The organism is Enterococcus caccae ATCC BAA-1240, assembly GCF_000407145.1.
Taxonomy (GTDB): Bacteria; Bacillota; Bacilli; order Lactobacillales; family Enterococcaceae; genus Enterococcus_L; species Enterococcus_L caccae.
The window spans coordinates 345,232-363,847 of sequence record NZ_KE136476.1; the positions used below are offsets into that span (position 1 = coordinate 345,232).

The window sequence follows — 18,616 nt, forward strand, 5'->3', positions numbered from 1 at the left end:
AGTTATATGGAAAAAATATGTGCGGGTATTGTAACTTACAATCCAGAAATAGAATTACTAATTAAAAACCTTAATTTAATAAAAAGGCAGGTTGAAAAAATTTATATTTTTGATAACGGGAGTTCAAACCTTGAAAATATAAAAGAAATTGATAAGGATATTGAAGTTATTTCAGTTGGAAAAAATGTTGGAATCGCAAAAGCTTTAAATAATATCATGCAGCATGCATCAGACGAGGAGTATGAATGGGTCCTGTCTATGGATCAGGATACATTACTGGGTGAAAATGTGATAAAAAAATATTCTGAATATTTGAATGATGAATCGGTTGGTATCCTAACTCTAAAGGTTATTAGAAAATCATCGGAACAAAAAATAATTTATGAAACTCCTTCAAATAATTTAGTAGATTCAGTTCAGAGATGTCCTACTTCTGGAATGTTGTTAAAAACTTCTTTATGGGAAGCAGCAGGGAAATATGATGAGTGGATGTTTATTGATTACGTTGATTATGATATGTGTCAAAAAATATTGCTTTTAGATAAGAAAATTCTTCGAATAAATGAAGCATATATGATACAAAATTTAGGTGATACCAAGGAAGGATCATTACTTGGAAAAGCATTTTCTAGAAGTAAGTCCTTAACATTAAATAGATGGGCCAGAACATTTAATCATAATCCAAATAGGAACTACTATTATATGAGAAATTCAATATATTTTATAAGAAAATATAAAAATCATATTAAAGTCAAACAAGAAGTTAAAAAAATATTTTCTTGGGAATTAAAAAAACTATTATTTGAAAAGCAGAAATTATCTCAATTTTTAGTTATTATTAAAGGGATAAAAGATGGAATAATGGTCAAAATTTAGGGGGGGTTGTTTTGTACTACATAATTTTATTGCTCATAATGTTGATTTTTTTAGGAGTCTTAGCATACCTTTTTAATAACAAAGATGTTATTTCAGCTTGGCTAATTGGAATTGGAATGTTTTGCTTTTCTTTAATAGTATGTTTATTAAATATAGATAAGTGGAATGTTGAGATATTACCATTGACAGTGATTGTTATTTTTAGTGCATTTATATTTTGGGGACTAGGCGATGTTTTTGCTAAAAGTATATATAAAGTTATAAATCATACTAGCTCTAAGACAATTAAATCAGCTAAAATCAAAGCTCTTGATATTCAGAAGACAATTACATTGATACTTAGTTTTATAATGTTTATAGTCTTAATTTACTATTTCAGATATATTTATCAGATTTCTTTGATCGCTGGAAATACTGGTGGTTATAACGACATGTTTAAATACGCTAGATATGCTGTTATTAATACTAAATACAATATTGATATGCCGTTTGTTTTGTCGCATCTACTATTGATATCTAAATGTATAGCTTATATTTACATTTTTGTACTAGTCTATAATAAATTTTATTTTAAAATTGTTGATTTTGTTGGCTTTTTACCAATCGGAGTATATGTTGCACAGATTTCAATATCGACGGCTCGAATAGATTTTATTAGGCTGACTACGTATACCTTGATGCTTGTATTTATATTGTGGAAAAAAAATAATTCTTGGAGTAATCGATTAGATTGGAAAATAGTTTCTTATGGTGCTTCAGGTATAATTCTTTTCTTATTAGTTTTTCGGTTGTTAGGATTTTTAACTACAAAAACAGATTCTAGAGAATTGTGGGATGACATTTCGATTTATATGGGAAGTTCAATTGTCGGTTTAAATCAATATTTAGATTCTTTTCATAGTTCTAATGATTTTTTTGGAAAAGAGACACTATATAATATATATAAGATCTTGAGGAAAATTAATTTAGTTTCTATCCCAGAATATAATACTCCTTTAGAATTTCTATATTTTAATGGAAGTAGAACGAATATTTATACCAGTTTTCGTAGATATATTCAAGATTATAATTATATTGGCCTTTACTTTATTCTCTTTTTTCAAGGTTATTTCTATAGCTTCTGGATTGAGAATATTAAAAGAAAGAAAGTTAGTGGATTTTCTATAATGCTTTTATGCAGTATCTTCTATCCGGTTGTAGAAATTTCATTGGACGAGCAATTTATAAGTAATATTTTTAGTCTGACAACATTTTATCAATCAATTTATTTGGCAATGCTGTATTACTTGCTTATAGGAAAAGACCGTTATTTTTCTACTGAAATAGTAGATTTTTACGAAGTGAGGGGGAAAAATTATTGAATAGAATTTTAAAAAATTTTTCATATACTTTTTTCTCTAATATAGTTTCTACTTTGATCTCATTACTGGTGACGTTAACAATACCGAGAATGATTGGAGTAGAGTCTTATGGTTATTTTCAGTTATATATGCTCTATATCACATTTTTGGGTATATTTCATCTTGGTTGGGTAGATGGAATGTACTTAAAATTAGGTGGTAAAAGCTATGATTCGCTGGATTCTAAATTATTTTCGGGTCAATTTAAAATTTTTATGTTAACAGAATTTATAATCTCCCTTTTTTCTTGTGTGCTATTTGTTGTTATTTGTGAAAGCACGGATAAAATGTTAGTGTTGTTAGCTGCGAGTGTTTGTATGTTGTTATATAATTCCAATATATTTATCCAATTTATATTGTTAGCGACTAACCAAATAAAGCAGTATGCTTCTATCATCATTTTAGATAGGCTACTATATTTAGTTTTTGTTCTATTATTTTTGCTCTTTAAAGGCAATTCTTATAAAGGCCTCTTAATAGCAGATTTACTATCAAGAATGATAAGTTTATTGTATGCGATACTAAAAAATAAAAGACTATTAGTGTCAGATTCGTATAAACTTTCTACTAATTTTACTGAAATTAAAGAAAATATTTTAATTGGTTATAAAGTAACTTTCGGTGGTATAGCAGGGATATTTATTACTGGTATAATTCGATTTATGATGGAAGGAAAATGGGGAATTGTCTTTTTTGGAAAAATATCGTTAGCTCTAACGTTGTCTAATTTAATGATGGTTTTTGTGAATGCAGTTTCTATGGTAGTATTTCCGATTTTAAAAAAAGTACAAACAGAGGATCTAAGTTTTTATTATCGAAAAATGAGAGATATACTTATGATAAGTGTTTTTACATTAATGATATTCTATTATCCTGTTAAGTATGTTTTATCTATCTGGTTACCAATATATTCTGAAAGTTTACATTACATGTCTTTAATGTTCCCTATAATTATTTTTAATAGTAAAACAGCTATGCTCATAAATACATATTTAAAAGTGACGAGAAAAGAAAGCATCATTCTAATCTCAAATCTTTTTTCTTTACTTATTAGCATTATTATTGGGTATGTATCAATATTTATTATTTCTAGTCCAAATTTGGCGGTTTTGTCAATAGTTGCTTCTTTAGCAATTAGGTCAATACTAGCGGAGAAGCAACTCTGTGACCATTTGAATATAAATATAACAAAAGATACGATTTTGGAAATATCTGTTACTGTTTTTTTTATGGTAATAAATTGGTACATTAAATCTGCTATTTCTATTTTACTTTATGGAGTAGTACTGGTGATTTATTTTGTACTGAAAAGAAAAGATATTAAATCCACTTTCGTTTTTGTTTCTAAAAAGAGTAAATAAATTAAGAACTAGTCCTCTAATATTTTTAGAGGACTAATTCTTAATTTATTTTGAAAAAAGAGAATAGTTCTTAAGTTTTTTGGGGACTAAATTTTTTAGGATAGATCAATAATAGCTTCAGTTGTATCTTACTATTTTACAAATACATTAAGATATCATGCCAATTCCCCGAAAAAGTTGCGGCGGGATTCAAATTGTGAGAAAATAAACATCATGAATTATTCTTGCAAAAAATGAGGAAGTGTCTTATGAATCTATGGAAAAAAGTAATATTGACTGTTTTAGGAGTGGTTCTTATATCAGTTGCTGGTTTTTGTGCATATGGGATTAAAATGTACTCTGATGCAACGTATACAGTGAAAGGAGTTTTCGAGTCTATTGATCGCACATCTAAAAAAAGAGATGTAGCGGTAAATATTGATGCTCAAGAACCATTCTCTGTTTTATTGATGGGGATCGATACTGGGGACTTAGGTCGTACAGAGCAAGGTCGCTCAGATACTACAATGGTAGTTACTATTAATCCGAAAGAAAAGAAATCAACAATGATTAGTTTGGATAGAGATATCTTAACTGAAATCGTTGGTAATGGGACCGAAGATAAATTAAATCATGCGTATGCTTTTGGCGGCGCTAAGATGGCGATTGATACGGTTGAAAATTTGTTAGATATTCCAATTGATAATTATGTATCAATCAATATGAAAGGGATGAAAGATCTAATTGATGCTGTAGGTGGTATTGAAGTTGATAATACAATCGGCGAGTTTACATTAGATGGTATCGTTGTTCCAGCTGGTAAGGTTAAATTGGATGGAGAAACTGGATTAGCATACGCTCGCATGCGTAAAGAAGATCCAGAAGGTGACATTGGACGTCAACGTCGTCAACGAGAAGTTGTTGAAAAAATTGTTAACAAAGTAATCAGTTTAGATGGCGTAGCGAAATACAGAAAAATTTTGGATGCAGTAAAGGACAATGTAAAAACAGATCTGACTTGGGATAATATGGTAGATATTCAAAAGAAATACATGCCTGCTTTTAAAGATATCGATTCATTGCAATTAGATGGAGAAGGTACAGAAATCGGTGGTATTTACTATCAATTACTTGATCCAACGAAATTATTTGAAGTCCAAACTAATTTACGTGGTCAATTAGGTCTTGCTAAAAATGAAAACATGCAGGCGACCGATAACGCAAATTATAATAATTATGCGGCTGGTGATGGAGCTGCATATGGCGGATATTCTGATGATACTAATGGTTATGCTTCAAATGGCTATGTAGATCCAACTACAGGCGCTAATGGTGAGGCCGCTTATACGGATCCAAATGCAGTAGCTGAGGAAGCTCCTTATTCAGCAAACGGTTATTAAATTTAAAACTTCTATTCTTGCTGAGAATAGAAGTTTTTTTATTTTACGTCTACTTTAGACTAGAAATCTCTTTTATAGGGTGTTATAATTGGACTATACCAAATTTGAATACAAGGGAGCAATTTATAATGGAAATTATCAAAGTAGCGAACGCTGAAGAAGGCGGCAAAAAAGCATTTGAACTGATCAAAGAAGGCATGAAAAATGGCGCAAAAGTTTTAGGACTTGCTACAGGAAGTACGCCTGAGACTTTATATAAAGAAATGACGACAAGTGATCTAGATTTTACAGACATGACTTCTGTAAATTTGGATGAATATGTTGGTTTAGGTGGAAATGATGATCAAAGTTATCGTTATTTCATGAATGATCAATTATTCAACAAGAAACCATTTAAAGATACATATGTACCAAATGGAAAAGCAGAAGATCTAGCAGCCGAATGCAAACATTATGAAAGTATTATTGACAGCAATCCAATTGATATTCAAATTTTAGGGATTGGTCAAAATGGACATATTGGCTTCAACGAACCAGGAACGCCTTTGGATAGTTTAACTCATGTAGTTGAATTAACAGAATCTACAATTAATGCAAACAAACGTAATTTTGAAAAAGTAGAAGATGTCCCAACTAGAGCTGTTTCAATGGGAATTGGTTCAATCATGAAAGGGAAGAAAATGATTTTAATGGCCTATGGCGAAGCAAAAGCTGATGCAATCAAAGGGATGGTAGATGGACCAGTTTCAGTTGATCTACCTGCAAGTGCGCTACAAAATCATTCAGATGTTGTTGTCATTATTGACGAAGCAGCAGCAAGTAAACTATAAAAACAAGAGGCTGTGGTCGAAAGAAGTATTTCGACCACGCTTTTTTTTATAGAAATGAGTGTCACGCCCTTAATCTGAATTAGTGCTATAATGAAATAGGAGAGCAGTAGGAGGAATGAGTAGAATGGATATAAATTTAACAGTTCCTGAGATTATTATACGACTATGTTTGGCAATGCTGATTGGCGGAGTGATTGGTTTTGAAAGACAATATAAGAATCGTCCGGCTGGTATGCGGACACATATTTTAGTTTGTATGGGTGCGACGATCATTGCATTGATTCAGGTCGAAATTGCAGCAAGTGCTTTGCAAGATGCGGTGAATCATCCAGAATTGACTGGTGTGATTCGTTCTGATCAAGCACGATTAATTGCTCAAGTAGTGAGCGGGATCGGTTTTTTAGGTGCTGGAACAATTATTGTCACGAAACAGTCCGTAACAGGTTTAACAACTGCTGCATCACTTTGGGCTGTAGCAGGTCTGGGAATTGCAATTGGTATGGGTTACTATGCGATTGCTGTCACTAGTTTTATTGGTGTTTTTATTGCATTGACACTGGTTAGAAAAGTAATACATGTTCCAACAACCAAAAAATTAGAAATTCGCTATATCCATAAACAAGAAACAAAAGAATTTATCAATCAGTATTTTGAAGAACATAAAATTGAAATTGAAGATGTAAATTTTAATGTGGTATTCGTTGAGGATACGCAGATTTATACTAATATTTATACGATCGATTTACCAAAAGGAATGACATATGCAGAAGTAATCGAAGATTTATCTATCCATAAGAATATAACAAAATTACGCTTAGTTAGCATTTAAGTTACGTTGATAAGCACTAAAAAAGAAGGGGCTTAAATTTTTTAAGAGCGCCTTCTTTTTTGTCCCTACTGTTGTAGAAAATAAAGTATAAACCAGCTCAAAAGAACTGTTAAACACCCACTAAAAAAATTGACCCAGTCATTTGATAGCCATGAAATACCACTAATTGGCTTCGTTAGATGAAGATGATGGTATCTTTGTTCAGTCTGTTGCCCGCAGATAATACAACGATATTTTATTTGAAGGGTAGCACCAAGGACACTATCTACAAGTGAGTTAGCAACACCAAGAATAAACGGCAAAATGACCATTAAACTTGTGGGAAAGGGATTAACGTAAAGTCGTCCAGAAAACAACCAAAACGTAAATGTGATCAACAAACTACCACAAACAGAGGCAATGCTGCCTAGTGTTGAAACACCGCCAGAAAGACCAGGGGCAATCTGTTTGAATGAAACAATTGAACGAGGAACTGTTTTACTTAAAATCCCAATCTCAGAACCCCAGGTATCAGCAGTTGCACCTGCAATACCGCTAACATAACCAATCATAAATAATTGATTTTGTGTGTAGTAGAAAAGAACGAGAGAAATAACTGCTGGAAGACTGTTAGCAAGTACTTGCCAAGCATCTCTTGTATGTCCTTTTTCAGTAAGTCGTTCAACTTTAACGATGTTTCTTACTTTTTTTGCTATATGAATATATCCTGAACTGCCGAAGAATAGAAGTAGTATTCCCCAAGTGGGCCATGAGCCAAATCCACAAACGATTGTCGCAATAACAATTGTAGCTAAAGCGCCAGATTTTGTTAGTAAATATGTGATGTAAGAAAAGCTGCCGATTAAGCAACCTACAATAAACCCTAGTGATAATTTATAGGCTAAAATAGTCATGATGCACCTCTTGAATTAATTTGGTGTACAAAATAAGTATAGCATGAAAGCGATGTGAATATTAGAGAGAGCAATTTTTTTATAAGATAACAGACTCCCCCTAAAAAAAACTTTTTATACTTGAAAAGAATGATAAAATAAAAGTATCAAGTATTGGAGGTTTTGTATGGGGTCTTTATTTAAACAATCAAAATTGTTATTTTGGACAGTGGAAATTGTACTGACCATTATTGGCGTTTTCTTTTTGTTAAAAATGCCTAATATTTTTACGCCCATTTTTGGGATGGTATCGGCTGTTTTTATGCCGTTATTGATTGCTGGATTTTTATACTATATGTTTGATCCAATCGTCGTTTTTTTAGAAAAACGAGGTCTTCCTAGAATTGGAGGTTTTTTGCTTTCATTTGCAATCTTGGTTGTTTTGATTGCGTTGGTCGTCATGAATGTGGTTCCGCAATTGGTCAATCAATCTCTAGAATTGAGTCAGTCACTTCCAAGTTATGCGGAAGAAATGAATCAATGGTTGAATGACTTAGGTGATTTAGAAGCATTTAAGGGGTTTAATATTCAAGAACAATTGGATAAGGCAAATATTACGATCAGCAATATTTTGAATTTTGCCATAGTAGGGGTAACTAACAGCCTTTCCAAAATAGTTGGGCTATTGATGAGATTCTTTATTTTACTTTTTACTGTGCCGTTTATTTTATTTTTCATGTTTAAAGATGGTCACAAATTTTTGGATGCAATGTCACATTTTTTCCCAAAGAGTATTCGCAGTGAACTACGTCAAACGGTCAGAGAATTAAATCAAACGTTGTCAGCATACATCAGTAGTACGGTTTTAGATGCACTGATTATTGGGATATTAAGTTTTATTGCGATGACGATTTTTAAACAACCATATGCGTTACTATTGGCTGTTTTTTGTGGTTTGACGAATATTATTCCTTATGTAGGTCCATTTATTGGTGCCGTTCCAGCTATTTTAGTCGGTCTATTTATTTCACCATGGCAAGCACTATATATGGCCTTATCGATTCTGGTGATTCAACAATTAGATGGTAATTTAATCAAACCACTTTTAATGGGGAAATCATTAAACATCCATCCATTGACGATTATTTTAGTTTTGATTGCTTCTGGCAGTGTGGGAGGTATTATTGGTATGTTGATCTGTATACCTGTGTATGCGGTGATCAAGACATTAGTTCTTAATATTGGTAAAATTTATAGGATTAAAAAGGGAAGTACAGAGAAGGTCTTAAAGGATGAAATTGTCTGAGCATTATTTTTCGTTTAATACTAGATTTAGCGAGGAAATTTGTTGAAAAATAGGACTAAGATAAAACCATTGGAGGTTTATCTTAGTCCTATTTTTTAGTATTAATCCATGCCAATTAAATAATCGTCATCTTTCATTGCTTCAACAGTTCCTAATAGGTAACCATTGCCAACTTGTGAAAAGAAATCATGATTACTTGTGCCAGTAGAGATACCGTTCATAACAATTGGGTTAACATCATTTGCTGTATCAGCAAATAATGGATCCATACCAAGGTTCATCAAGGCTTTGTTCGCATTGTAACGTAAGAAGGTTTTGACCTCTTCAGTCCAACCTAATTCATCGTATAACTGTTCAGTATAGCGTTCTTCATTTTCGTATAGTTCATAAAGCAGATTGTACATCCAGTCTTTCATGTCATTTTGTTCTGCTTCAGTCAGTTCGTTGAAACCTAATTGGAATTTGTAGCCAATATACGTTCCATGAACAGATTCGTCACGAATGATTAATTTGATAATCTCCGCAACGTTGGCTAACTTGTTGTTTCCTAAGTAGTAAAGAGGAGTGTAAAATCCAGAATAGAATAAGAATGTTTCTAAAAATACACTAGCAACTTTCTTTTCTAAGGGAGTACCGTTTTTATAGATTTCATTGATTTTTTCAGCCTTAGTTTGTAAGTAAACATTTGTATTTGTCCATTCGAAGATTTCATCGATTTCTTTTTTAGTATTTAATGTACTAAAGATGGACGAATAGCTTTTAGCATGGACAGATTCCATAAATTGGATATTGTTTAAAACAGCTTCTTCATGTGGGGTACGGACATCGTTTCTTAATTGTTCCATACCACTTTCAGATTGAACTGTATCTAATAGTGTTAAACCACCAAAAACGTATCCTACAGTTGTTTTTTCTAAGTCAGAAAGAGTTCGCCAGTCATCTAAATCGTTAGACAAAGGAATACGAGTATCTAACCAAAATTGCTCTGTTAGTTTTTCCCAAGTAGATTTGTCGATAACATCTTCGATAGCGTTCCAATTGATCGCTTCATAATATGTTGCCATGTATTTTCCTCCTCATTCCCTTTACGTTAAAATACAATAAATCATAGAATATCTGGGATACAACTCTACAAGTTATATCCCAAAACTTTAAAAATCGACTAAACGGCAAGAAAAAAGCAGCTCCTTCGAAAATAAGTTGGAATGCACAAAAATCTAGAAAGAAATTTTCGTGCATTCCCTCTTATTTCTCGGAGCTAAACACTTTTGTCTCGGCCTCTTTTTTACGAGTGTATTGATTCAATTTGTTATAATAAGCATCTTGATCAATATGCTTGTATAAGTTTGTCGTTAGTAGTTAGATAACGCAACTTTCGCATTGGTTGCTACCGATTTCTTCAGCATCGTCAGTAAATGTTCGTACATAATAAATTGATTTAATGCCTTTATGGAAAGCGTAATGACGCAAAATATTCAAATCACGTGTTGTTTGTTTTGGAGAATCTTTCCATTCATATAAGCCTTCTGGAATTTCAGAACGCATAAACAGAGTTAAACTCATGCCTTGATCCACATGTTGTTGGGCTGTTGCATAAACATCGATGACTTTACGCATATCCATATCATAAGCAGATGTGTAATAAGGAATCGTGTCATTTGCCAAGTAAGGAGCAGGGTAATAAATTTTACCGATTTTCTTTTCTTGACGCTCTTCGATCATGCGAGTAATCGGATGAATACTAGCACTTGTATCATTGATATAAGAGATAGAACCGTTCGGTGCTACAGCTAAACGATTTTGGTGATATAAACCATCTTTTTTCACTGCATCACGTAATGCTGCCCAATCAGAAGCACTCGGCACAAAAATGTCTTTAAAGATTTCTTTGACTTTGTCTGATTTAGGAGTGAAGTCTCCTTCAATATACTTGTCGAAATATGAACCATTCGCATAATCTGATTTGTCAAAATTATGGAAGGTTTCATTGTATTGTTTTGCAATGTTGTTACTTTCTACTAAAGTCCAGTAGTTTAATAAAGTAAAGTAAACATTGGTGAAATCTAGTGAGTCTTCAGAGCCATATTCCATATGGTTCTTAGCAAAGAAAGTATGCAGCCCCATTGCACCAAGCCCAATTGTGTGACTTAATTTATTTCCGTTTTGAATAGAAGGAACTACATCGATATCTGAAGCATCTGTAACAAAAGTTAACGCACGTGTCATTGCACGAACAGATTTACCAAAATCAGGGCTATCCATCAAGTTAACGATATTTGTTGAACCTAAGTTACAGCTGATGTCAGTACCTAATGTCTCATATTCTTGTTTACCATTTAAAACAGAAGGTGTTTGAACTTGTAGAATTTCTGAACATAGATTACTCATGATGATTTTGCCATAAGCTGGGTTGCTTCTATTGGCTGTATCAATATTGATGATATATGGGTAACCAGATTCTTGTTGTAATTTAGAGATTTCATTTTCTAAATCACGCGCTTTGATTTTACGTTTGCGAATTTTTGGATTCGCAACTAGATTATCATATTCTTTTGTAATATCAACATAAGAGAAAGGCACGCCATACTCACGTTCTACGCTATAAGGACTGAATAAATACATATCTTCATTATTACGAGCTAATTCATAAAATTTATCAGGAACGACAACGCCTAAAGACAAAGTTTTCACACGAACTTTTTCATCCGCATTTTCTTTTTTCGTTGAAAGGAACATTTCGATATCTGGATGGAAGACGTTTAGGTAAACGACTCCTGCACCTTGACGTTGACCTAATTGATTAGAATAGCTAAAGCTATCTTCGAATAATTTCATAACAGGAACCACGCCGCTGGCAGCTCCTTCATAACCTTTGATTGGTGCTCCTGCCTCACGTAAGTTCGCTAATGTGATTCCCACACCGCCGCCAATACGTGATAATTGTAAAGCTGAGTTGATTGAACGGCCAATGCTGTTCATATCATCTGTCACTTGGATCAAGAAACAAGAAACAAGTTCACCACGACGTTTACGTCCTGCATTTAAGAAAGAAGGTGTTGCAGGTTGATAACGTTGATGGATCATTTCATCTGCCAATACTAGAGCTAACTCTTCGTTGCCATCAGCAAAATACAATGCATTGAAAGCCACACGATCTTCGTAGCTTTCTAAGTATTCAGTTCCTTCATTATTTTTAAGTGCATATTGTGAATAAAACTTGTACGCTGCCATAAATGATTTGAATTCAAACTGTTGTTCATCAAGAAACGTATATAATTGTTCAATAAAACCCATAGAATATTTTTCAATAAATGCTGTTTCTAGGTAGTCATTTTCGATTAAGTAATTAATTTTTTCTTCTATAGTATTAAAAATTCTTGTATTAGGAAGGACATTTTCTTTGAAGAAAGCTTCCAGGGCTTCTTTATCCTTATGTAAAGGAATTTGCCCATCTACAGGACGATTGATCTCATTATTCAGCTTAAAATAGCTAACATCTTTAATTTCTTTTAGACTCAAGTTCATTCACTACTTTCTTAAAGGATTCCACGTCTTCGTTCGTGCCGCTAAATTCAAACGCAAAAAGCATTGGAACGTTGTAATCACGTGCTATGTCTTTGGCTGTATACACATATAACTCTGCGAAATTGAGGTTTCCGCCTCCAGCAACGCCTTGCAGGTATTCTTGATTGTTCTTGTAATCAAGAAAATCGTTCACTACTTCAGTGATTTCTTGGTCATAAGTAGGAACGACTAAGACAAAAGGCTCATTTATCTCAAAAAAAGGATTCGCAGGCTCAATTTCATAAGCTGCTAAATCCAATTTTTTAATGAAGCGTCTCGTTTGTCCGGTGACTGAAAAATAAACAATTTTCATTTTAGCTAGCCAATTGTTTTAATTGATCAGGACGGAATCCTACAACTGTTGTAGCATCAGAAGTGATAACCGGAACACTTTGGAATCCTTGTTCTTTTAACCAGTCGATTGCGTCTGGTTGGATATCGATATTTACTTCTTCAAATGCTATATTATTCTCGCTTAAAAAGCGTTTTGCCATTTTACATTGGATACAATTATTTTTAGAAAAGATTTTTACGTTCATTTTTAATTCCCCCTCAATTAGTTTACTTCACTAGTATAAATCTCTCACGGAAAAAGTCAACACTTAGGCACTACATATTGTGGTTGTTTTTAGATGGAATACCATGTTTTGTGTTTTTGAAAGAAATATGAAAGCACGTATTCTCTAGATTTGAGCGACTTTTATTGCCATTTTTGTGTTTAAAAAAGAAATTTATTAAATTTTGAATTAGAAAATTCAGTGTCTAAAGCACAAGATATAGTGGTCAATTAAAATAAGGCACACTATTAAACGAGGCAAGTACAAGTTGCTAAATGTTTTCTTACTATAGGTAGAAAGAACATTGATTTAAGTCTCACAAACGGGTATACTTAATGAGAACGATTATCAATATCAATGGATATTGTAATGAAACTTTTTCACAAATGGTAGTGGAGTTTGTGAAAAAATATAAAGTGAAAGTTTTTACTATAAAATAGCTGTTAAAAATAAGGAGGACCACTAAATGTTGACATTGGCACAAGCAAAATTAAACAAGGTTTATATGATTGAAGAGGTTCAGGCAGAGGGTTTTGCAAAGACGCACTTGAATAACCTTGGTTTTGTGCCAGGTGGTAAAGTTGTGTTGGTAAATTATTCTGGTGAGAATGGAATTGTTTTGTTGCACAATAGCCGGATTGCAATCAATTTATCTGTATTGAAACAGATTATTATAGTAGAAAAAAGCCTTAGCGAAGAAAATTGGCTATCGCTAGATCAATTGATGGTCGGTGAGAAAGGCCGTGTAATCGGCATCCATGGGCAAGGAGTAGTAAAGAGGCGGCTAATGGATATGGGGTTGACAAAGGGAGTAGAGCTTCTTGTTAGAAAAATGGCGCCATTAGGAGATCCGATCGAAATCAATCTTCGTGGTTATGAATTAACGTTGAGAAAAAATGAAGCAGAATTAGTATTGGTGCAGAAAGAGGGGTAAGAAATGAAAGAACAGCATATTGCGTTGACAGGAAATCCAAATAGTGGGAAAACAACCGCTTTTAATGCACTGACTGGTGCAAATCAATATGTAGGAAATTGGCCTGGTGTTACTGTCGAGCGTAAAGAAGGGAAGTTTAAAAAAGACAAGCAACTAACGATTCAAGATTTACCTGGTATTTATTCTCTCTCCCCATACACGCCAGAAGAAGTGGTTGCCAGAAATTATTTATTAAGCGGGAGTCCGGATGTCATTGTTAATATTGTTGACGCTACGAATTTAGAACGAAACTTATATTTAACCACACAATTGATGGAAATAGGGATTCCAGTTGTAGTTGGCTTGAACATGATGGATATTCTGGATAAAACTGGAAGAAAAATCAACATTGAAAAACTGTCCTATGGATTAGGTGTAGACGTTTTTGGCATTAGTGCTTTAAAAAATCGTGGGTTGGATGACCTGGTAAAAAGAGCAGCCAAAGCCGCTAAAGTTTTTCCGCAAGAGTTTAATTATCCAACCTATGATAACCGTTTAGAAGCAGCATTAAACGAAATTATGGATGTTGTGGGAACTAGTGTATTGGAAAAACAAACACGTTGGTACAGCATTAAATTATTTGAAAGAGATGTTAGAGTTTCCGATGAACTAGAATTGAGCATGTTACAGAAAAAAGAGATAGAAGAAATTATTAAAATTACAGAACGAATTTTTGGTGATGATAGTGAATCAATCATTATCAATGAACGCTATGAGTTCATCACCCGTTTGACTGCTCTTTGTGCAATCGAAAAAAATGAGATAACATTTAGTACAAGTGATAAAATCGATCGAATTGTGACCAATCGTTGGTTGGCTTTACCGATTTTTGCCCTGATCATGTGGTTTGTTTATTACTTAGCGATTCAAACAGTCGGAACTATGGGAACAGATTGGATCAACGATGAATTATTTGGAAATTTTGTACCAAATACAGTTGAAGGTCTATTAGCTAATTGGCAAGTAGCACCTTGGATGCAAAGCTTGATTTTAGATGGGATCATTGCTGGAGTTGGAGCTGTGTTGGGTTTCTTGCCACAGTTAGCAGTTTTATTCTTATGTCTGGGTTTTTTAGAAGATTGCGGTTATATGTCGAGGATTGCTTTTGTCATGGATCGCTTGTTTCGAAAATTTGGATTATCAGGAAAATCGTTTATTCCGATGTTGATAGCAACAGGTTGTGGTGTGCCAGGTGTCATGGCTAGTCGTACGATTGAAAATGAAAAAGACCGTAAGATGACGATCATGGTTACAACATTTATGCCTTGTTCCGCAAAATTACCGATTATTGCCTTGATTGCGGGCGCTTTTTTCCCGAAAAGTAGTTGGGTTTCACCATCCGCATATTTTATTGGGATTGCAGCAATTGTATTATCGGGCATTGCGTTGAAAAAGACTCGTTCATTTTCTGGTGATCCAGCACCGTTTATCATGGAGTTACCAGCCTATCATATGCCACAGTTAAGTGGTGTTCTTCGTCATGCTTATGATCGTAGTAAATCATTTGTTAAGAAAGCCGGAACGATTATTTTCGTGATGAGTATCATTATTTGGTTCACTTCTACGTATACATTTACATTACAAGAAGCAGGTGCCGATCAAAGTATTTTAGCAAACTTAGGGAAAATCATTGCACCGCTATTTGCACCACTTGGCTGGGGCACTTGGCAAGGGGCAGTTGCTACGATTACCGGCTTAGTTGCAAAAGAAAACGTGATCGGTACATTCGGGATTTTATTTGGACATTTAGAAGAAGTTTCTGAAAATGGAGTAGAGGTTTGGTCTGCCTTACAGGGTGCATTTACGCCGGTTGCTGCTTATTCATTTTTAGTTTTTAATTTATTATGTGCGCCATGTTTTGCAGCGATTGGTGCGATTCGCAGAGAAATGGGTGATTGGAAGTGGACTTGGGGAGCAATTGGGTATCAATGTGGTTTAGCTTATGTCGTTAGTTTTATTATTTATCAATTTGGGCATGTGATTTTTGAAAACGGTCAAGTGGGTATAGGTCTATTGATTGCAGCATTATTATTGATTGTTATGGGCTATTATTTAGTGCGAAAACCAAAAGCAGTAGAAGAGCCAGTTATCACAATGGCAACATTAGAAAGAGGGTAAGAACATGTCAACATTGATTCTAGCAGTATTGATTTTTGGTGGAGCTGGGTATGTTGTGTATTCTCGCTTCAAAAAAGGAAAGAGCTGTGATGACTGCCACACCACATGTCCTGTAAACAAAGAACAAGGGGAATAAAAAAGATTAAATACAATGAGATAAAACAGTTGTAATTTATTTCATTGTATCTAATGTTCCCTCTTGAATAAACGACTTTCAAGTGCTACAATATTTAAGTACTAAGTATTTGGGTCGTTAGCTCAGTTGGTAGAGCAGCTGACTCTTAATCAGCGGGTCATGGGTTCGAGCCCCTTACGACCCATTGGGTGCCAAACCCACGAGAACGAAGGACTATCGGCGCTATTGCAGCGTTTCGAAGATAATCCTTGCGTTCTTATTTTTATTCTGACCACAAATTGACCACATTTTTCATAAATCAAAAAGCCATTAGCACAGACTTCGCCAAGTCGATTGCTAGTGGCTTATATTATTTATTATTCAAAGATTTTAAAATCGCTAAAATATGTTCTAATGTTTCGTCATCTAAATCAACCAAATTAGTATTGATTGCTGAAACTAGTTGGCTATGATTCTTAGGTTCATAGAGAAATTCACTAATGGAAATTTCTAAGTATTCACAAATAGCATAAAGCATTTGAATTGAAGGCATAGAACGTTTATTTTCTATTGAATTAATGTAATTTTCATTTTGTCCGATTGCAATACTCATTTCTCTTGCACTGACATTTTTCTTTGTTCTAAATTTATGAAGTCTTTCAGATAAAAAAGTTTCAAAATTATTCATAGCTATTGTTCACTTCCTTTTACACCATTCTACATCATATAAGTATCGTTTTTACAACATTAAAACAATTATTTGAGTTGTTAAACATTTTTAAATGTTGTATAATCTAGAAAAGGAAGTTTTTAAAATAGTAAAAAGAAGGAAAGAGGAATAATTATGGATAATTCAACAAAGCTTGGACTCAAAACTGAAAATAATCAACCAATCAAAAAATTAAGTCATCAAGATATTTATGAACTTTATGATATGCTTGAACAATTGAAATCTTGGCAAGAACCACTAAATTTATTAGGACGATTTTTTGGTGATATGAATCGCCCTGTAGATAAACGTAAGATTGCTAAAGAATACTACTCTTGTTCTCAGATATTTAATATCTTTAATCTAGAGTTCGCTTTTTCCATGCAAAGGATGGAAACACAAATTAATGAGTTAAGAAGGAGAGAGAAAGTATAAGGCATTCCAAAAAGAAACTGTGATATCTATCAGAATTTATTTTCTGATTAGTATCACAGTTTCTTTATTTAGTATTAGTTTTGCTGATGCATCAGTTCAGCAAATTTTTCTACAGCTTGTTTGTTTACTTCTTTCGTAACATGAAGATAAACTTTTCTCATTGTTTTAGAATCTTCGTGACCAATTCTTTCTTGGATTGCTTGTAAATCTACACCAGCTTGCGCAAGTAAACTTACATGTGTATGTCTAAATTTATGAAGAGATAAATTTTTTGTAATTCCAATTTTTTGAAGATATCTTTTTAAGCGAAAACCGATTGCTCGTCTAGATTCTGGGTACCCAGTGAAATCACCTTGCAATTTAGCGAAAACAAAGTTCTTATCATGGTAGGCTGGAAATTCTTGCTTTATTTTCATTTGTTCAAAGTTTATACTACTTAGTTGTTCTAAAACAATTTTATCCACTGAAATAACTCGATTGGATTTTTTCGTTTTAGGTGTAGTAAGTTCATATTCTTGGATTCTATTTTCATTTCTAAACAACGTTTTATGGACACTAATAGTTTCATTAACAAAATCTATATCATCCCATTGTAAAGCTAATAACTCACCAATTCGAATGCCTGTATAAGCTAATGTTAAAAAAATTGAATAATCAAGTATGTTAGTATTTTTTCGGACATAGTCTAAAAATGTTAGTAATTCTTTTTTAGTCAAATAAAGTTCTTCCAGTGATTTTTCTTTTAATTCTTCAATGGTAGTGATTCTTTTAGGAATAACGACATTTTCTGTTGGATTTTTCTCTATCAAGTTATTCTCAAAAGCATACTTGAAAATTAATTTACCGACTATATTCAATGTTTCGATGGTACTTTTACTGTAGTTTTACTAAACAATGTATTCAAAAATTCTTGATAAATGATTGAACTAATTGTTGTAAGTGGATATTGCCCTAAATACTTTTTAAGATTAGGTATTGCAGTTGTTTCACGATTTAATATGGTACTCTTTTTTACACCTGAAAGCTTATATTGCTCAAACCAGTGGTCTATGACATCAGTAAACAATAAACTCTTGTCGGGTATCGACTGACCTATAGAAACCTTTTGAAATAGCTTAGAAGCGCCCAATTGCGCTTCTTTTTTAGTTTTAAAGCCTCGTCGAGTTATATACTTGACTTTCCCTGTTTGCATGTCAGTTCCAGCCCTAGTTTTAAACATCCACATTTCACCTTTTTTTGTCTTATACTTTTGAAAGCTTGCCATTGTTCAGTTCCTTTCCGAAACTTCCAAA

19 protein-coding genes and 1 tRNA gene are annotated in these 18,616 nt (G+C 33.3%); 12 read left to right on the top strand and 8 right to left on the bottom strand.

Annotation, left to right across the window (positions count from 1 at the left end):
- The first annotated feature begins 6 nt into the window (after positions 1-6).
- From I580_RS16065 to I580_RS16090, 6 genes are all read left to right on the top strand, one after another.
- On the top strand, positions 7-876 hold the full coding sequence (locus tag I580_RS16065) for a glycosyltransferase (RefSeq protein ID WP_010770951.1): 870 nt from the start codon (positions 7-9) through the stop codon (positions 874-876).
- Between the two features lie 11 nt (positions 877-887).
- Positions 888-2,237, top strand: coding sequence for an O-antigen polymerase (locus tag I580_RS16070; protein ID WP_010770952.1), 1,350 nt, complete (start codon positions 888-890; stop codon positions 2,235-2,237).
- On the top strand, positions 2,234-3,637 hold the full coding sequence (locus tag I580_RS16075; RefSeq protein WP_010770953.1) for an oligosaccharide flippase family protein: 1,404 nt from the start codon (positions 2,234-2,236) through the stop codon (positions 3,635-3,637). The genes I580_RS16070 and I580_RS16075 overlap by 4 nt, the downstream gene beginning before the upstream one ends.
- 248 nt (positions 3,638-3,885) lie before the next feature.
- Positions 3,886-5,016 carry an LCP family glycopolymer transferase gene (locus I580_RS16080; protein WP_010770954.1) on the top strand — a complete coding sequence of 377 codons (1,131 nt, stop codon included), beginning with the start codon at positions 3,886-3,888 and terminating at the stop codon, positions 5,014-5,016.
- A gap of 128 nt (positions 5,017-5,144) precedes the next feature.
- Positions 5,145-5,846, top strand: a complete 702-nt coding sequence (gene nagB / locus I580_RS16085) for a glucosamine-6-phosphate deaminase (RefSeq protein WP_010770955.1) — start codon at positions 5,145-5,147, stop codon at positions 5,844-5,846.
- 124 nt (positions 5,847-5,970) lie between these two features.
- Positions 5,971-6,675, top strand: a complete 705-nt coding sequence (locus tag I580_RS16090) for an MgtC/SapB family protein (RefSeq protein WP_010770956.1) — start codon at positions 5,971-5,973, stop codon at positions 6,673-6,675.
- A gap of 65 nt (positions 6,676-6,740) precedes the next feature.
- Here the strand turns inward: I580_RS16090 and I580_RS16095 are convergent, their stop codons facing one another.
- On the bottom strand, positions 6,741-7,568 hold the full coding sequence (locus I580_RS16095) for a DUF92 domain-containing protein (RefSeq protein WP_010770957.1): 828 nt from the start codon (positions 7,566-7,568) through the stop codon (positions 6,741-6,743).
- Positions 7,569-7,734: 166 nt separating this feature from the next.
- Here I580_RS16095 and I580_RS16100 point away from each other — a divergent pair, with 166 nt between their 5' ends.
- Positions 7,735-8,853: an AI-2E family transporter gene (locus I580_RS16100; protein WP_010770958.1), complete on the top strand. Its 1,119-nt coding sequence runs from the start codon at positions 7,735-7,737 to the stop codon at positions 8,851-8,853.
- 101 nt (positions 8,854-8,954) lie between these two features.
- On the opposite strand, the gene nrdF is transcribed toward I580_RS16100, so the two are convergent.
- The 4 genes from nrdF to nrdH form a co-directional block, all read right to left on the bottom strand.
- Entirely contained in the window at positions 8,955-9,917 is a 963-nt protein-coding gene (gene nrdF, locus I580_RS16105) for a class 1b ribonucleoside-diphosphate reductase subunit beta (RefSeq protein WP_010770959.1), read from the bottom strand.
- Positions 9,918-10,212: 295 nt separating this feature from the next.
- Positions 10,213-12,372: a class 1b ribonucleoside-diphosphate reductase subunit alpha gene (gene nrdE, locus I580_RS16115; RefSeq protein WP_034860103.1), complete on the bottom strand. Its 2,160-nt coding sequence runs from the start codon at positions 12,370-12,372 to the stop codon at positions 10,213-10,215.
- Complete coding sequence (nrdI, locus tag I580_RS16120) at positions 12,353-12,730, bottom strand: class Ib ribonucleoside-diphosphate reductase assembly flavoprotein NrdI (RefSeq protein ID WP_010770961.1); 378 nt, start codon at positions 12,728-12,730, stop codon at positions 12,353-12,355. The genes nrdE and nrdI overlap by 20 nt, the downstream gene beginning before the upstream one ends.
- A 1-nt stretch (position 12,731) precedes the next feature.
- Complete coding sequence (nrdH, locus tag I580_RS16125; protein WP_010760423.1) at positions 12,732-12,956, bottom strand: glutaredoxin-like protein NrdH; 225 nt, start codon at positions 12,954-12,956, stop codon at positions 12,732-12,734.
- Between the two features lie 484 nt (positions 12,957-13,440).
- Between nrdH and I580_RS16130 the strand changes: the two genes are divergently transcribed.
- The 4 genes from I580_RS16130 to I580_RS16140 all read left to right on the top strand — a co-directional run bounded on the left by I580_RS16130 (position 13,441) and on the right by I580_RS16140 (position 16,385).
- Positions 13,441-13,908: a FeoA family protein gene (locus tag I580_RS16130; protein ID WP_010770962.1), complete on the top strand. Its 468-nt coding sequence runs from the start codon at positions 13,441-13,443 to the stop codon at positions 13,906-13,908.
- Positions 13,909-13,911: 3 nt separating this feature from the next.
- Positions 13,912-16,065 carry a ferrous iron transport protein B gene (gene feoB / locus I580_RS16135; protein WP_010770963.1) on the top strand — a complete coding sequence of 718 codons (2,154 nt, stop codon included), beginning with the start codon at positions 13,912-13,914 and terminating at the stop codon, positions 16,063-16,065.
- Between the two features lie 4 nt (positions 16,066-16,069).
- A complete protein-coding gene (locus I580_RS16855; RefSeq protein ID WP_010770964.1) occupies positions 16,070-16,201 on the top strand; it encodes a FeoB-associated Cys-rich membrane protein in 132 nt (43 codons plus the stop codon).
- A gap of 111 nt (positions 16,202-16,312) precedes the next feature.
- Positions 16,313-16,385: transfer RNA gene (locus I580_RS16140), tRNA-Lys, on the top strand.
- 165 nt (positions 16,386-16,550) lie between these two features.
- Here I580_RS16140 and I580_RS16145 read toward each other — a convergent pair.
- Complete coding sequence (locus I580_RS16145) at positions 16,551-16,868, bottom strand: helix-turn-helix domain-containing protein (RefSeq protein ID WP_010770965.1); 318 nt, start codon at positions 16,866-16,868, stop codon at positions 16,551-16,553.
- 156 nt (positions 16,869-17,024) lie between these two features.
- On the opposite strand from I580_RS16145, the gene I580_RS16150 reads away from it, so the two are divergent.
- Positions 17,025-17,324 (top strand): hypothetical protein, encoded by a 300-nt coding sequence (locus tag I580_RS16150; protein WP_010770966.1) that lies wholly within the window; start codon positions 17,025-17,027, stop codon positions 17,322-17,324.
- A 74-nt stretch (positions 17,325-17,398) separates the two neighbouring features.
- On the opposite strand, the gene I580_RS16155 is transcribed toward I580_RS16150, so the two are convergent.
- Positions 17,399-18,133 (bottom strand): tyrosine-type recombinase/integrase, encoded by a 735-nt coding sequence (locus tag I580_RS16155; RefSeq protein ID WP_167324167.1) that lies wholly within the window; start codon positions 18,131-18,133, stop codon positions 17,399-17,401.
- Positions 18,134-18,177: 44 nt separating this feature from the next.
- Positions 18,178-18,543 carry a tyrosine-type recombinase/integrase gene (locus I580_RS16565; protein ID WP_167324168.1) on the bottom strand — a complete coding sequence of 122 codons (366 nt, stop codon included), beginning with the start codon at positions 18,541-18,543 and terminating at the stop codon, positions 18,178-18,180.
- Positions 18,544-18,616 lie beyond the last annotated feature (73 nt).

Bases quoted from the DNA above. Each gene is read 5' to 3' on its own strand.
- I580_RS16065 (WP_010770951.1), top strand. From the start codon at position 7: ATGGAAAAAATATGTGCGGGTATTGTAACTTACAATCCAGAAATAGAA.
- nrdF (WP_010770959.1), bottom strand. From the start codon at position 9,917: ATGGCAACATATTATGAAGCGATCAATTGGAACGCTATCGAAGATGTT.
- I580_RS16100 (WP_010770958.1), top strand. From the start codon at position 7,735: ATGGGGTCTTTATTTAAACAATCAAAATTGTTATTTTGGACAGTGGAA.
- I580_RS16565 (WP_167324168.1), bottom strand. From the start codon at position 18,543: ATGTTTAAAACTAGGGCTGGAACTGACATGCAAACAGGGAAAGTCAAG.
- feoB (WP_010770963.1), top strand. From the start codon at position 13,912: ATGAAAGAACAGCATATTGCGTTGACAGGAAATCCAAATAGTGGGAAA.
- nrdI (WP_010770961.1), bottom strand. From the start codon at position 12,730: ATGAAAATTGTTTATTTTTCAGTCACCGGACAAACGAGACGCTTCATT.
- I580_RS16080 (WP_010770954.1), top strand. From the start codon at position 3,886: ATGAATCTATGGAAAAAAGTAATATTGACTGTTTTAGGAGTGGTTCTT.
- I580_RS16150 (WP_010770966.1), top strand. From the start codon at position 17,025: ATGGATAATTCAACAAAGCTTGGACTCAAAACTGAAAATAATCAACCA.
- I580_RS16095 (WP_010770957.1), bottom strand. From the start codon at position 7,568: ATGACTATTTTAGCCTATAAATTATCACTAGGGTTTATTGTAGGTTGC.
- I580_RS16090 (WP_010770956.1), top strand. From the start codon at position 5,971: ATGGATATAAATTTAACAGTTCCTGAGATTATTATACGACTATGTTTG.
- nagB (WP_010770955.1), top strand. From the start codon at position 5,145: ATGGAAATTATCAAAGTAGCGAACGCTGAAGAAGGCGGCAAAAAAGCA.
- I580_RS16145 (WP_010770965.1), bottom strand. From the start codon at position 16,868: ATGAATAATTTTGAAACTTTTTTATCTGAAAGACTTCATAAATTTAGA.
- I580_RS16855 (WP_010770964.1), top strand. From the start codon at position 16,070: ATGTCAACATTGATTCTAGCAGTATTGATTTTTGGTGGAGCTGGGTAT.
- nrdH (WP_010760423.1), bottom strand. From the start codon at position 12,956: ATGAACGTAAAAATCTTTTCTAAAAATAATTGTATCCAATGTAAAATG.
- I580_RS16130 (WP_010770962.1), top strand. From the start codon at position 13,441: ATGTTGACATTGGCACAAGCAAAATTAAACAAGGTTTATATGATTGAA.